Below are 15,287 nucleotides of genomic sequence, written 5' to 3'. Positions count from 1 at the left end.
TCAGGTCGGCCTGGTAGGTCACCAGATGCTTCACCTGGAACTGCTCCATCTGCGTGGTGTTCCACCCGTAGTTGCCATAGGCGCTCAGGGCGTAGCCCACCGCACTGGTGTCCACAACGCTGCCGGCCTTACCGATGATGTGCAAGCTGGTGCTCACCTCCATCATCTCGCCCTGGCCAGTCTGATCACTCCAGCCCAGGCTGGGCGGCACGGAGGTGCCGGTGCTCTTAAAGCTGGCACTCACCTCAGCCACCGCATCGCTGATCGATTCGATCCGCAGGTCGGTGAAGCTGAATTCACCATCGTTGCGCCAGCTGCTCGCCTGGAGAATGGTGTCGCCGCTACGCACCAGGTTGGTGTAAGAGCCCTCGCCAACTTGCACCACCTCGCGGTAAGTGCCCAGATCGAAGATCGATGACGTGGTCAGCACCGCCTCGGCCGCACGGGCCGTGACTTCCAGCTCAGGGTTCAGCAGCACATCAGCACCGCCTAGGTCGCGCAGCGATTCGAGATCGCTGAACACCACATGATCCACATTGGCATCCACCGTGAACAGCATCGGCACGCTGAAGGTTTCAGCGTTCATGAAGCCGTACTGATCCTCAACCCGAGCAGCTTCGATCAGATCATCGATGTCGCCGCGAGCCACTAGTTCGATGTAAGCCAGAACCGTGGTATCGGCAATGGCAGCACCGGAGCTCGCCAGTGCATCCAGTCCGGCTCCCTCGAAGCGGATGGTCGGACCGTTCTCACCATTGAGCACCTGCACACGGCGTTGGACCGCCATGGCGTCGTTGAAGTGAATAGCGGGTCCTGCTCCAGAGGAGTCGGCTGGCAGCAGCTCAAACACCTCACCGAACGTCTCGCCCAGGTTCACCGACAGATCGAGCGTGTTGATCGATGCATTGCGCAGCGATGCTGCCGTGAGTGCCAGGTAGAACTTGCTGCCCTGCTCAAACTCAGTACCGAAGCGGCGCAACACCATATCGGTCTCGGAATCACCGGCAAACACCGGGTTCTTCACGATGCTCAGACCCAGCTGCAGCGCGGGGCCGGTCGGTTCGGGCGCCTCATCCTCATTGGTGTCGCCGTCCTCGGCGTCCTCGTTGGTGTTGGCGGCTTGATCCCCAGGGGTGGTGCCGCCATCCTCATCTTCGTCAGCCGTGCCAGTACCTGGATTCGCCACCGGCAGCTCATAAACAACAGCAGGCGCCAACTGGGGAAGCTGGTCCATGCCGGTGGTCACCGTCACCGAGTGGGTCGGCGAGGAGAAGGTCACCGTGCCGTCACTGTTGTCGGTGGCGGTGTAGTCGTCTGGGTTGGCACCGGTCGGGATGTCGATGACATCTTGCGGGCGAAGGTTGCCGACGACGTAATCGTTGCCGCCCTGGGTGAGGAAGTGGATGCGGTGGGCCGATTCGAGGGCCGAGATGTCGACAGTGTTGTCGTCTTCTGACCCCTGGACGGTGATGGTGTTGAAGGCCAGGCTGGTGGGATTGAAGTTTCCGATAGCAAGCACGGTGTCGTTGCCGGCCCCGGTGTTGATGGTGATCTCTTCAATACCGCGCAGTTCGGCGATCACGCTGGCATTGTTGGTGCCGTTGCGGGTGATGACGATCTCGGTGCCGGCGTTTAGTGGAGCTGTTCCATTGCCTGCGACGGCCAGGAAGCTGGCGCGGGCATAGACGCGGTAGGTCTCCGCCTGGCTGTTGCCGTTCACCACGAAGGTGTCGAGGGTGCCGAGGCCACCGTCGACCACATCGCGGCCATCGCTGACTCCGTTCGGAGCGATGATGAAGATGGGGTTGCCAACACCCCAGGTGATGACATCGTTGCCGGCGTTGCCGTTGACGGTGTCATTTCCTCCGCCGCCGCTGAGGTTATCGGCATAGGCGGTGCCGGTGAGGGTGTTGGCAAAGAAGGTGCCGGTGATGCTGTCACCGGTGCCATTGGTGGCGGTGGTGAACAGGGAGTTGGCGAAGCCATCGCGGTCGGTGAAGCTCACCGCGACCCGTAGGGCATTGTTCACCTGGTCATTGCCGGGCGTGAAGTTCACGCCGGTGGCGCCGGTGATGTTGGTCCAGGCGTTGGCATCGGTGCTGGTGGCCAGGCGCTGCTGCCACTGGTAGGTGAACACCGGGCTGGCAGGCATGCCGTTGGGGTCGCTGATGGTGTCCTGGCCCTGCACCGTGACCTGCTGGGTTTGGGTGGGGGTGCTGTCGCTCACCACCAGGCCGGTGGCGCTGGGAGCAGCGTTCACCGGATCAGCGGTGCCAGTGAGCACCAGGGTGACCACCTGGTTGGTGATCCCGCCGGCACCGTCGCTGAGGCGGAGCACGAAGGTCTCCGTCGCCGTTGCACCTGCATCAAGAGGGTTTAGGCCCAGATCGGTGACCTGGTAGGTCCAGCTCACAGAGCCCGTGCCGTCGCCGTTGGTGTTGTCGGTGATGGTCGGCACCAGGGTGCCGATCGGGGTGGTGCGGCCAGGGAAGTTGCTGGTGCTGCTGACGACGCTGACACTCAGGATGTTGGCGAAGTCGGGATCAACGACTCCGAAGGAACCGGTAGCCGTGTGGGTGAAGTTGTTGGCCAGCGGAGCGTTGCGGTCCAGCTCAGTGATGGCAGCGGCAGCGTTGATCGGTGTCACCACGCTGGGAGCATCGTTGGGGTTAACGCTGCTGACATTGGAGAACGCGGTTTCGATCGCGCCGGCGGCGTCGGTGAAGCGGCCCATCACGCGAATGGCGAGGCCGGCTTCGGCAGCCGTCACCGTCATGGAGGGACCACGAAGCGGCGAGGTGGTGACGTTGAAGGCGGTCAGGATATCCCTAAAGATGCCTGAGCCTGGGGCCGTCTCAACCTGCCAGGTGTACTCCACAGGAGCGGTAACCGCAGAGAGGAGATTGGTAGCGGAGCGCTCATCCCAGTCCCGAAGGACTTCGGAGGAGGCAACGAGCACTTGACCAACAGCCCCAGTCACCGTGCCGTCAACGGCTGCGAAACCGTCGACAGTTAGGGAGACGCGGCCTTCAGCCATGCGGTTGGCATGCTGAGCGATCTTGATGCTGCCATCGCTGAACAGCGCACGCTCTACCGCCTTCACACGGTCCGCACCATCGGTGCGGTTGACCCGGTTGTCAGTAATCGAAACCCAACCGTCAGCATTGAGGTCAGCGGCAACACCAGTGGCGGCGTTGTAGCCCTCAATGGTGTAGTCAGCGCGGTTTCCACTGAACTGAACAACGTCAACGTCAGAAGCGCTGCTGCTGTTCTTGATCCCACGCCAGATGCTGAGCTGGCTGGGCAGGATGTCACGGCTGAACAGCCGCTGCTGAATCTCTGCGAGCCGGCTCACGAGATAGGGAGATCCCGTGGTGGGAGTCACCTGGATCCCCACCTCCAGGACGCTGTCGCCCTCGATCAGATCATCGCCGGCGCGGCCCTCGATCAGGTCGCTGCCGCCGCCGCCGATCAGGATTTCACCCGTGCTGAAGCGAGTGGCGCCAGCCTCATTAACGCCAGCCAGGAGTGCGTCCAGGCCATTGATCAGGTTGACATCCGCGTCAAGCAGGATGTGATCAACATTGAATTGTATGGGTGTAGTGCCGGTACCGCGAATGTAGTCGTTGTAAGCAGAACCAGAGACAGCCTCAGTGAGTTGATATTTGTCCATCGAGGCGCCTGGGGAACCGGCAGCCAGAGGAACAATCAATGTTTGAGCATCCATATCGGCATAGATGCCGTAGGGATCATTCATATGGGTTGCCCAGTCGAAGCCGAGCTGGCCAAAGAACTTATCGGTGCCGAGGCCACCCACCATTACGTCGTTGCCAGTTTCGGCGTCATGATCAATGTTGCCACCGGTGTTATATGTCACGTCGTGACCAATAACCGGGCTATTAACACTGCGCTTAGTGGGAATACCCTGAATGATGTCGCCGTTGTCGCCCAGCAGCAGACCGTTTTCCAGACCGGACTCGAGCCAGTCGTTACCCTCTCCACCGAAAATCGCTTCAACACCGGCACCACCATCAGCGAAGTCGTTGCCCTGGCCGAGCAGGAACTCCTCATCATCTGGACCACCAATCACCACATCGCTACCGATGTCGGTGATGATCAGGTTGAGGCCGGGGCCACCGTTAACAACGTCGTCACCAGCGTCGGAGCGAATTTCGTCGTCACCGAAGGTGTCGGTGATCACATCGCTGCCATCGCCACCGAAGATGAAGTCGTTGCCGATACCACCTTCGAGGTTGTCGTCGCCGGCATCACCCCAGAGGGTGTCGTCGCCGTCGCCACCGATCAGGGTGTCGGCTTCATCGGTGCCACCAAGCACCACATGCTCGCCGCCAACAAACTGGAGCAGATCATTGTCGAGATCTCCATCCAGGTCAGCGCGCAGCACCTTCTGGTCGCCGGTCATGGCGGCGATGAAAGGATCGAGGCCGTTGACTGCACCCTGCGGATCATCAAGGCCTAGACCTTGATTGAATTGGCGGGACTGATCCACTTCCAGCTGATAATCCATCGCCTTGAACACGTTGCCAGGCAGGTGCTCGACAGGTGTGTTGCGATGGATCATCTCGGCGAACTTGTTGTTCTCCAACTGAGCCGTGAGGTTCAGGTTGGCGAGGCGAGTTAGGTAGTAGAAGCGGTCAGTATCCTGCAGCTTCTCCATCTGCACTTCGAACACGAAGTTGAAGGTGGTGCCGAGCATGCCACCGAAGGGCATCGTCTTCTCGAGCAGTCCACCCACCCAGAAATCAACCTCATTGAGACCGCCCAGGTTGGGGTCGCCTGCATAGGCGCCGCGGGCATTGAGGAAAGCGAGGCGGTCAGCGTTGAAGGCCGCATCGCCGGGCTTACCCATCACCAGATCCCAGGCGGCATCGCGCTTGGCTTCGGAGGTGGTGGCGCTGGTGATGGAGCTGTGGGAGCCGTAGGCGGCGATCACATTGACGATCGACGCCGGGTTGCGCAGGTTGAGCGAGAAGTCGCACCAGCTGGAGTAGGGCTTGATCGCTGAATCGTTGGAGCCGCGGAAGAACTCCTCACGGGCGTTGTTCAGCGACGGCACGCCGCGCTCGCGGCCACGGGCGATGTTGAGAACAGCCAGGTCGAGCGGAACGCCCACCAGGCGGTTGCGGAGATCGCCCACCACGAACTCATCGATCTCCTGACCCACCTGGCGGGTCATCCCGCGGGCCACGGCCGCAGCGGCCTCAGCCTGGCTCATGCCACCGTCTACTCCCTCAAGTTTGGTCCACTCCACGGGGTTCAGGAAGGCTTCGAACAGGCTCACCTGTTCCTGATCCAGACCGCGCACGCCATTGCTGCCAATCACCTTAAAGTTCTGATCGAAGCGATCCACGCTTTCGCCCATCATCGAGTGGCCGAAGCGGTACACCACATCGGCGAACTCGCTGACGATCGATCCATCAAGCTCAGCTTGGTAGCCGTTGAACACGTTGAGCATCGGCTGAACCGTGCGGCCGAATTCCTCGAACACCAGATGCTGATACTGCATCTCGGTGGGCAACTTGCCAGCCTGGAATAGCCGCTCACCGTTCCAATCGAGGCTTGCCGCGCTGGCCGTGGCCAGACCCTCTGCGCTGATCGGAGTATTCAGCCATTCATTCAGGAAGGTCAGGTTGGCAGCGGGGTCGGCGATGGCTTCCGCCAACACCAGGCCCTTCACCAGATCCACCTGGCGGTTGTGCTCGGAATGGAAGATGTAGTGGAGGCTGGTCAGACCGTAGTTTTCGTTGCCACGACCATCACCGGTGATGAAGTGGCGATCGAGTAGTTCGTTGTCGTAGGTTGTGGCAGGCTGCCGGTCGGTGGCCGAGCTGATGGTGGTATCCGCGTCTGCTGTCTTGCCGGCACTGGGATTGGCGTTGCGGGCGATGTCGTCGAGGAAGGCATGGCCGGTGGACACGAAGCCATCGGCGGTGCGTACGGGATCTGTGGGATCGCCCTCTACGGACGTGACCACACCGTTGGCATCGATGGAGCGAACCAACTTCACGAAGCCATTGGCGCCGGCAATGAAGTTGCCATAGGCATCAACGAGCACCTCCGGGATGGCGTGCACATTCATGTCGTTGAGCTCGATGCCCAGCAGATTGAGGGCCTGAGCCTTCACATCCGCCCAGGTGGCCAGGCCACCGCCAGCACCCTCCAGCAAATGACCGGTGGCCTGCGGCTTGCCATCCACGAGCTCATACTCGCGGTGGAACACCTGGGCTGAAGCGTCGGAGGTGTAGGTCTGGTTCTGATCCACCCAGGAGGTGACTTTGTTGATGGCTTTGCCGTCCGCATCCACATTGGAGCGGGTCAGCGCCATGAAATTTGTGGGGCTGCCAGGGACGTACAGCTCGTCATCCGGCTTGAGGGGCATATAGACGGTGCCTTTGCCACCCTTATCGAGCAGGTCGAGGCCGTGGTCGAAGAACTGGCCGAACAGCGTCATCCAGGAGTTGAACGGCGGCGAGAGGCCTTCATCGGGGGTCACGTTGGGCAGATCCACCGTGGCCCGGGTGAGGTCGCCCAGGGTGTCGAACACATTGATGCCCTTGGCGCTGAGCACGATGCCCAGAGCAGCTTCTGCATCAGCAATCGCAGCGGCGTCAGTGCCTGCTTTGGCGACTTCCAGCGCATCCACCGCGACGGTGATCTCCGCCAGATCAGCCATGCGGTCGGTGGAGCCGGCTAGTACCAGGCCGCGGTAGATCGCGGCGGGGTTCTGGAGGCTCTGATCCACCACCAGGTTGGAGATGATGCGTGGATCGGCATCCACCACATCGCCGGGCTGAATCCCACGGGTGATGGCGGGGTTGTTTTTGGCGTTGACGCCGTAGTTGTTGTTCGTGAGCAGGGTCTGGCCAGGGATGGCAGGTGTGCCAGGAGGGCCAAACAACATGCTGTCGTCGCCCTCGTTACGGAACTGCTTAGGCAGCAGGGAGGGGAAAGGCTGGTTGGCGGCGCCGAAGTTTTCCCGTCCGGGGCGCAGGTTGTTGTTGCTGCCGTCAACGCGGCGCAGGCCCCAGGGCAGGGTTGTATCTGGGATGAAGGTGGACAGGTCTTCGCCGCGGGAGTCGGCTTCGGCGATCAGGATCTGCTTGAGAATGAAATCCAGATCACCGCGATTCATCATGACCATGATGGGTTAATTCCTTGAATTGAAGGGGAGTGGCGGTAATGAAGTTGAGGTCCGGGGATCTGGACCCCTCACGAATCGACCTTATGCAGAGCAACCCAGGCGGACATCCCAACCCGCCCAACACGACCACCCACGAACAACCACGCGCGCCAACGACGCAACGAAGGTAATTCCATTTACAAGCAGGGGCGCTCTTGGTGGCGGCGCGGGTTCGCCAGCTGAGCGGGACCGCTTCAGGCTGAGGGCCGAAGGGGAAGATGCATCTCTGCTCTCAGCCCGCCATGGACGGAACGCAACAGGTCGAGGGACCCACCGTGGGCTTGGCAGAACTGCTCGACGATGCCCAGACCAAGGCCGCGGTGACTGGTTTCGTGGCGATCGCCGGATGCAGGCATGCGTGGCATCAGCAACTGGCTGGCTGGCTGAAGCCCATGGCCGTGATCGTCCACGCTGATGATCAAAGCATCCTTGCCGGACTTAGCGCAAACCAAGACCGGCGGCAGGCCGTACTCAAGGGCGTTATCGATGAGATTGTTGAGACTCCGTTTCAGCGCAAGCGGGTTCATCCGCATGATCCTCCGTTCGGCATCCAGCTGAACGTTGTCACTGTTGTAGCTGTTAACCACCTGGCCTAACAGCTCAGCGATCTCCAAATCAATGCGATCGTGCTGCTCGGCCAGGCTATCGGCGTAGGCATACAGCTTGTTGGTGAGTTCACAGAGCTGATCTACATCGGCATCCATCTTCAGCACGTCATCCATCACCTCATCAACAGGAACCAACCCAGCGGCCAGTTGTTCACTGCGCAACTTGATCCGACCCAGCGGCCCACGAATGTCATGGATGAGGCCTCGCAACAGGGTGCGCTGCCGCTCGTCATTGCTGTTCATGCAGTCAAAATCGATTCAGCTGCCGGCACACGCTCTGTGCCAGCGAACTGCCTGAGGTGCGGAAGCAGTTTCTGGCGGAGGGTGAGATTCTCGGCCACACCACGCACCAGATGGGCTTCGCCATAGAACCAGGCCATCAAAAGGAAGATGGCGCTCAGCGAGTTGGTCCAAACAAACCAGACGCAGATGTCACGAGCCCCCTGCCGTTGCCTGCACTGAAGAGCGGAGCGCTCCATACAGCCTCAATGGGTTGGTGTCAGGCGGAGGATCTCAGCCATCAGCCTGTAGCCGCGCCCTCGCACAGATTCAAGTTGATCCCCCAAACCTGGCCATAAACTGTTGAGTTGGCGACGCAACTTAGACACACGCATGTCGAGGCTGCGACTGGAGCCGACATCGACGATACTGCCACTGCCACGGGCCAACTGTTCTCGGCTGAGGATCAGACTGGGAGATTGGCAGAATTTACTCAGCAGGACAGCCTCTCCGCGGCTGAGGCTAAGGAGCTCATCACCGCAGCTCAAACTGAGCTCTGCTGGATTGAACAGCACCTCGGCAATCTGAAAACAATTCTGGGAGGGATCAAGCCCTGCCCAGCCAGGACCGGCGTAGCCCAGAAGCCGTTCGATCCGCAGCATCAGCTCCTTGGTTGTGAAGGGTTTGCTGAGGTAGTCGTCGGCGCCGACCTCCAAGCCGTGAATGCGATCATCGGGAGCCCCGAGCGCAGACAGCATCAGAACAGGGAAATGATGGCCAGCCTTGCGCAGACCTGTGAGGATCTCGGTGCCGGTCTGGTCGGGCAACATCTGGTCAAGCACAAGAAGATCTGGATAAATATCTGCAAGAAGCCTGTCAAAATCAGTGGCTATGTGAATGGCCAAGGGAAACCAACCACAAGCCTTGAACTGACGCATCAGCAACTGACACAACGACGTATCGTCATCCAAGACCCACACCTTGGCTCCGGGTGACTCTGTTGAAATCGTGGCGGGGGTAGTAACGACCTGATCAGACGCCGCTGTAGCCATTTCCAGCACTAATGACTCGCCAGAACTAAAGTCAACCCGAACGCCAAGTTCAGAAGGTGAGGCATTCTGGTATTGCATCGTCGATATAAGCGTTAGGTCCTTGCAGTTCCCATAATTTGGTGGACACACACCACGAGAGTCCGCTCAGTCGAGTGTACTGGCAGCAATTGCATATTGGGAATCATCGATCAAGCTCAACTCTCCAGCAGGATCTCCTAGGGTAGAGACTGAAGTTCATGGGGTCCTCATCCAGCTTTGGCTGGCAATCCGAGGCTTGTCGACTGGCTGGCCTTGTCCCTGCTGATTAATCAAGCGAAGCAGCCAAGGCCATTCTCAAGCCGATGCTCCATGCCCTGAGGCTTTTCTTGGGATCAGCAGCAGGCTTCAGAACGCTGTCAGGAGATCGACACATGAACCCCCGCGAGCCGAGGCGCGTGACTTGCCACTTGGGTGTTTCGAAAGCGCAACGCTGTTCGGGGCTGGTTGCGGCGGCCTCACATCTGGCTGCTGTTGCAGCTCCATGGGCGCTGCAGCCGAAACAAAAGACCTCGTCTGAGGACGGTAGGTGAAACAGAGAGCCATGGCACCAAACGTGAAGAGAGGCAGAGCCAGCAGTGGATCACCGCCGGTATGACTCAACTTATGGACGACCTCCACGGGCCAACGGGCAGGTGCTCGAAGACCTCTCAATATGAACACTGCCTTCGCGCATGACGAACAGATGGCCCTTGCCAGGAGGGGTTACCAGGTGGGACAGGAGGGCAGGAGGGCAGGGAGCAGCACCAGCATCTGTCGCTAAAGGAGCCCAGCCGTTAGCATCGCATCATTAGTCCGTACTAGCGCTTGTTCGTGACTGTCAATCCGAACATATCAACTGACGCCACCTTGGAGCGGTGGCTGGGAACGATTAAAACTCATGTGGATCCCCTCAAGCCCAATGGGAAGACTCCAAGCCTCTGCGGCGTTGACTTCAAAGGCTCCTCTCTTGGGTTGCTCAAGGCCAAGATTGAGGAAGCCGGGAGGGTCCTAGCCCGCAACCCTGCCGACAGCATCACCATCTGCATCGCTGAAACTGGTCAATGTCGTGGTGCAGCAGCAAAGCGGGAAATCAGGGTGATTCCCAAACGCCTGGCCTTCATCCTGCTTCCAGGCGAAGTTCTCAACCTCGAGATAATCTCGCACCAGGTCAGCGGACTGCTGTTGCAGGTACCAACCACGATCCTCTTGCGAGAATGTGAGCTACACGGCACTGAGGACCCAGACCTCCTCTCTCTCCAAGAAACAATTCCCGGCCACGAAACTCTAATCCTTGCCTGCACTCAGCAACTACTCGACCTTGCCGATAAAGATGAAGGTCCGGCAAAGTCAAGGCTGATCGATCCTCTGGAAGCCTCAATCCTCTCACTGATAGCAAGCCTGGTGGGCACCACCAAAGGCTCCTCCGCTGCAGGCAATGCATCAGAGCCCAGCCAGTCAGCCCATGTGCAAGCTGCTCTGGCATTCATGGAGGATTACCTGGCCGGAACAATTACCCTCGCGGACCTCTGCAAAGCGTGCTGTATCTCAGCACGCACACTGCAGGTTTCCTTCCAAACGGTGACGAACCGGTCACCGCTTCAGTTTCTGCAGGAATTGAGATTTATACGTTTTCGCGATCTACTTCTGCAACGAATGGATGTCCGCAGTGCGTGCAAGCAAGTCGGCCTCCAACCCACGGGGCGAATGGCAGCCAATTACAAGCGCCTATTTGGCGAACTCCCCCGCGAAACAAAGCCTCAGAAAACCTAGTAATAGGTCTGGGAATCCAAAGTGAGTCCAGCGTAAATGATTTCCAGGGCTTCAATATCGCCATTATGGACAATAGTAGAGTGAAATTTCCATAAGCTCAAATCGCTTTTTCTATCAAATGGGCTCGCGCCTGCGCGCGGCCAGCAGCATTGGCAACCCGTGAGCCTAATTCAAGGCCTCCATCCTTACTGCCTGGCGATCCCTGCAAGCTGCAAGCGCCATGAACGTATTCCACGCAGCACAGAAGAGCCCAAATCGCTCCGGAAGACACTTGCCAATCCGAGCATCCAACGGCGATAATGTTTGTTGATGATGAATTTCCAATGGATACCGTTGGCACAACTCGCACTGGCGCGAACGCCAAGGTTGCCGTGGTGGACGATGATCCGCGCATTAGACGCCTGCTGGAAGACGAACTGATAGATCTCGGCTATGCGACCACCTGTTACACCAATGCTTTCGATCTGCTTAATGAGCTGGACACAAATCCACCTACATTGGTACTGCTCGACCTGCTGATGCCTCAGATGGACGGCATCGAGTGCCTTCGTCGCATTAGAGGCGCCGGATTTGAAGGCCCAGTGATTATTTTTACGGCCCTAAGTGATAATGAAAAGCGCACAGAAGCAGAACTTGAGGGAGCCACAGAGTACATCCTCAAACCAGATCTATTCGAACACCTCGAGACGATTATATCCAAATACCTTTGAGACTTAAGCGTCCAACACTCCTGGATTGGTTGGTCATTTGAGAGCTTGAACGTAATTCAAAACTCTGTTGCAGCTATCACTCTGAGCCTCATCTATCAAGAGAATACTGGGGTCTAGCTCCGGTAAATCATCCGCCTTCTTGATCCTAAGCAGCGGCAGAAGCGCCATCATCACAGTTTTCGGCTCACCCTCAAGTGATCGTTCCGAAGATGATGGCAAGAGGGTGATCTGTCCGTTCATGACCCCCAAAACAGCTCGACAGACGGCGAGACCAAGCCCGGCACCATCAGCACGGCTTGGATCTCGGTGCTCCTCTAGCCGATGAAATCGGTCAAAAACACTTTCCTTCTTAGTCTCAGGAATACCAACACCCCAATCGGCCACACAAATCCTGAGACAACCATCTTGAGCAGCAAAAAGCACAACCACGCCAAGATCTGGGGAGCTATAACGGAGTGCGTTATCCAAGATATTGTTCAGAACAAGATTAAGAGCCTCCGGGTCAACTGAGATGTAGTTACCTCCCACCTCATCCGACAAATAGAACGCAACTCGGGCTCGAGAGACCTCTGGCAACTGGTGATGCCAATCTTTGAGTTGCTGACAAACCAAGACCGACCGCATTTTCCAACGATTGCTTTTAGCATCCAGATCGGTGAGCACGCTCAAATGATCAATGAGCCGCTGCATACGTTTAAGCTCCTGACTAACCATATTTAGGTATTCTCCTGACGCACTAAGCGAACTATCGAGCTTGATGCCGGCCCGGCGCAAACTAGCCTGGGCAATAGCGAGGGGGGTGCGCACCTCATGAATGAGCTGGTTCATGAAGACCTGTTGGCTACGCAGAGATTGTTCAGCCGGCCCTGGATCAGTACGCCGTCTAGCGAAATGATGAATCGTGATAAGAGTGTATTTATCCGATGCCTCAGACAAGCGCTTCCAGCGAATCAGCATATTACTCGCTCCAACCTCATCAGGATCCTGCTGCGGTAGCCTCCATGCCACTTGACCTACCGGTAACGTTGATATCTTCCGCCTGAGTCTCAGTGCACGTTGCGGTTGAAAGTAATCTGCCATTGGATGCACATCGGCGAGAAACTCCTCAAGACCGCGGCCAGTCGCCCGATAGTGCTCTTTAACGGCAGCGAAATTTGCCCAGGCGATAATGAGCTTGCCATCAATAATGAGCATTGGCTCGTTGCTGGTCTGGAGCGCAAGCTCCAGGATCCGATCATCAAGATTGGACATGACAAATCGGCAACTCGAACTGAAGAGTGGTGCCGGACTGTTCTTGATCCACAATTTTCACGTTGCCACCCATTCTTTCAATCAGCAGGCGGACGATGGCAAGACCAACACCGGTGCCACGAACCTCTTCCCCTGTGGTGAGCTTCGATCGATAGAAGGGCTCAAACACCAATTCCCTCTCGGCCTCAGGGATGCCAGGACCACGATCTTCAACCCTGATGCGCACCAATTCAGGAGTGCTGTCAATCAACATGTAAATCGGCTGATCTGCCTGCGAATACTTCGAGGCATTCTCTAACGCATTGAGCACACATTGACGCAGTCGCTCACCATCAGCATGGATGGTGGCATTAACAGCGGGATCAGCTTGGTCAAGGTCTTGCCATTGAAGGCGGCTTCCCCAAGGCAATACCTGCACATCCGTATAGATTTGCTGCAACAGCCGATAGGGATTTATAAGAGTGGACTGAAGCGAAAGGTTATTGGAATCACCTCGAGCAAGATCGAGAAGACTGGTCACCAGACTATTAACGCGCCCAGCCTCTGTCTGCAGAGAGTCAACCAGCCGACTCTGATCAGCAGGAAGATCGCCAGCGAGACGAGCGAGGCGACGGGCGTTGCTACTGATCAGGGTGACCGGCGTAAGCAACTCGTGACTCATGGAGCGCATCAACAAGTTCTGTTGTGTCCAGGCTTTCTGCAAACGATCCGCCAGAGAGTTGTAAGAGGCTGCAATTCCATGGAGCTCCTGCGGTTGCCCATCGGTCAAAACCCTCTCACCACCCACCACCCCCGATGGCCTCAGGCTGAGATCATCCATGACCCGCTCGAGACCCAGCAAAGGATTCAGGGCGAGAGCCGTAACCTGTCTAATCAGCAGGGTTGCGATCAACACCAACACCAACCAGATCCCTAACAAGATGATCAGGTTTTCCTGCCGGCTGGCAGGACTGATGCCCACATCTTCCAAAAAGCGCAACACCCCCTGACCATTCCCCAGGGGCATCGAGCAGGTGAAGTAGGTCTCCCCTCTATAGGTAAACGTGCGGGGTTTCTGCATACCGGGTGCATTCAAGCCGGCCGCAATGAGCAGCTGATTCCTGTTGGGATCGGTGAAAAACTCCTGCACAGACGCTGAATTGGGGAAAACCGGCGGAGCAGATGGACGACTCAGCCAGACAAGCACGCGCGTGGCTGAAAATTCATTGAGAACTTCCCTAAGGTCCTGTTCACCAAGCCTCGATAGCGCCGGGATTCCCTGATTGCCTCTGATCGCGAGGTTCTCATTGATAGCAGCGGCTGTAGCCATCACAAGACGCTCATGACGCTGCAAGCGGTCTCGCTGGATCACAACCTCCGTTGTCACCAGCAATATCCCGTAGCTGACTGAAATCAGGGCAACCAGCGACAGCCACAGTCGCTGTCGAATCGAGACAACACCCCTGGCCATCGAATGGAAAAAAGCAAATCAATCCTAACTCCGGCATACCCCCTTGCCAAGCTCCAGTGGGCGCCGGCGGCGCAGCCCGCGCCTGCCATCAGCTGTCCGCCGCCCTGATCACACGCACCGCACTGGCCCGCAAGCGGCCGGTCTTGGTAGTGGCGGGAGCTTTCTTTGCCGCAGGAGCCTTGGCTGCCGGTTTTTTCGCTGCTGGCTTTTTCGCTCCAGGCTTCCTCCCCCCAGCTTTGCCACTAGAGGCCTTTGCGGCCAGCAGCTCAACCGCCTGCTCCAGCGTGATCGTGTCGGCTGTCGTGCCCTCCGGCAAAGAAGCATTCACCTTGCCCTGCTTTACATACAGCCCGTAGGGACCGTCAAACAGTTGGATCGCCTCCTCCGCTCCCTCCGGGACTCCGATCTCCTTGAGGGCCGTGCGGCCCCCGCGCCCCTTCTTGGGCATGGCGAACAGCTCCACCGCTCGCTCAAGGCCAACCACCAGTACGTCGTCCTCTGCCTTAAGAGATCGGTAGTCCTTCTCACCCTTCCCCTTGTGATGCACCACATAGGGGCCAAAGCGACCAAGACCCGCCTCCACCCGACCACCCTCCGGGTGGTCGCCAAGTTGGCGCGGTAGACGCAACAGCGCGATGGCATCCTCCAGGCTCAGCTCCTCGGGCTTGGCGCCCTTGGGCAGAGATGCTCGCTTCGGTTTCGGGTTCTCGTCACTCACCTGGCCCCGCTGCACATACGGCCCGTACTGGCCAAACAGCAAGTACACCTGCTCTCCGCTTTCTGGGTCATCACCAAGAGACTCAGGACCATCCGCCTTTTGCCTCAGGATCAACTCCGCCTTTTCCGCATCGAGATCGGCAGGGGTGATCTCCTGAGGCAGCGTGGCCTTGAGCAGCTCCTCGCTGCCGTCTTCAGCGACGCGCTTCGTTTCCAGGTAGGCACCAAAACGGCCGATGCGCACCACGCACGGCAGGCCCTCCAGCTCAACGGTCCGGGACACACCGGGGT

The 15,287-nt window shown here is 58.2% G+C and carries 9 protein-coding genes; 2 read left to right on the top strand and 7 right to left on the bottom strand.

Annotated features, from left to right (window positions below; all coding sequences use genetic code 11):
- The 4 genes from KBY85_RS13480 to KBY85_RS13465 form a co-directional block, all read right to left on the bottom strand.
- Positions 1-7,153, bottom strand: a 7,153-nt coding sequence (locus KBY85_RS13480; protein ID WP_254961979.1) for a peroxidase family protein, incomplete at its 3' end; no start/stop codon positions are given.
- A 242-nt stretch (positions 7,154-7,395) separates the two neighbouring features.
- The gene (locus tag KBY85_RS13475) at positions 7,396-8,052 is read right to left on the bottom strand and encodes a HAMP domain-containing sensor histidine kinase (RefSeq protein ID WP_254961978.1); all 657 of its coding nucleotides are present in this window, start codon (positions 8,050-8,052) and stop codon (positions 7,396-7,398) included.
- The gene (locus tag KBY85_RS13470; RefSeq protein ID WP_254961977.1) at positions 8,049-8,288 is read right to left on the bottom strand and encodes a hypothetical protein; all 240 of its coding nucleotides are present in this window, start codon (positions 8,286-8,288) and stop codon (positions 8,049-8,051) included. The genes KBY85_RS13475 and KBY85_RS13470 overlap by 4 nt, the downstream gene beginning before the upstream one ends.
- A 6-nt stretch (positions 8,289-8,294) precedes the next feature.
- On the bottom strand, positions 8,295-9,209 hold the full coding sequence (locus KBY85_RS13465; RefSeq protein WP_254961975.1) for a response regulator transcription factor: 915 nt from the start codon (positions 9,207-9,209) through the stop codon (positions 8,295-8,297).
- Between the two features lie 756 nt (positions 9,210-9,965).
- Between KBY85_RS13465 and KBY85_RS13460 the strand changes: the two genes are divergently transcribed.
- The gene (locus KBY85_RS13460; protein ID WP_254961974.1) at positions 9,966-10,868 is read left to right on the top strand and encodes a helix-turn-helix domain-containing protein; all 903 of its coding nucleotides are present in this window, start codon (positions 9,966-9,968) and stop codon (positions 10,866-10,868) included.
- 299 nt (positions 10,869-11,167) lie between these two features.
- Positions 11,168-11,578, top strand: coding sequence for a response regulator (locus KBY85_RS13455; protein WP_254961973.1), 411 nt, complete (start codon positions 11,168-11,170; stop codon positions 11,576-11,578).
- Positions 11,579-11,611: 33 nt separating this feature from the next.
- On the opposite strand, the gene KBY85_RS13450 is transcribed toward KBY85_RS13455, so the two are convergent.
- From KBY85_RS13450 to KBY85_RS13440, 3 genes are all read right to left on the bottom strand, one after another.
- A complete protein-coding gene (locus tag KBY85_RS13450; RefSeq protein WP_254961972.1) occupies positions 11,612-12,829 on the bottom strand; it encodes a HAMP domain-containing sensor histidine kinase in 1,218 nt (405 codons plus the stop codon).
- Complete coding sequence (locus KBY85_RS13445; RefSeq protein WP_254961971.1) at positions 12,816-14,279, bottom strand: HAMP domain-containing sensor histidine kinase; 1,464 nt, start codon at positions 14,277-14,279, stop codon at positions 12,816-12,818. Before KBY85_RS13445 ends, KBY85_RS13450 begins: the two co-directional genes overlap by 14 nt.
- Positions 14,280-14,367: 88 nt before the next feature.
- Positions 14,368-15,287: topoisomerase C-terminal repeat-containing protein (locus KBY85_RS13440; protein ID WP_315859992.1), on the bottom strand; the 920-nt coding region annotated here is incomplete at its 5' end.

The organism is Cyanobium sp. BA5m-10 (assembly GCF_024346255.1).
GTDB classification, from domain to species: domain Bacteria; phylum Cyanobacteriota; class Cyanobacteriia; order PCC-6307; family Cyanobiaceae; genus Cyanobium_A; species Cyanobium_A usitatum.
This window is presented reverse-complemented; position numbering and strand designations above follow the sequence as displayed.

Excerpts from the sequence above, each read along its gene's own strand:
- KBY85_RS13450 (WP_254961972.1), bottom strand. The coding sequence starts at position 12,829 with ATGTCCAATCTTGATGATCGGATCCTGGAGCTTGCGCTCCAGACCAGC.
- KBY85_RS13445 (WP_254961971.1), bottom strand. The coding sequence starts at position 14,279 with ATGGCCAGGGGTGTTGTCTCGATTCGACAGCGACTGTGGCTGTCGCTG.
- KBY85_RS13475 (WP_254961978.1), bottom strand. The coding sequence starts at position 8,052 with ATGAACAGCAATGACGAGCGGCAGCGCACCCTGTTGCGAGGCCTCATC.
- KBY85_RS13455 (WP_254961973.1), top strand. The coding sequence starts at position 11,168 with ATGTTTGTTGATGATGAATTTCCAATGGATACCGTTGGCACAACTCGC.
- KBY85_RS13470 (WP_254961977.1), bottom strand. The coding sequence starts at position 8,288 with ATGGAGCGCTCCGCTCTTCAGTGCAGGCAACGGCAGGGGGCTCGTGAC.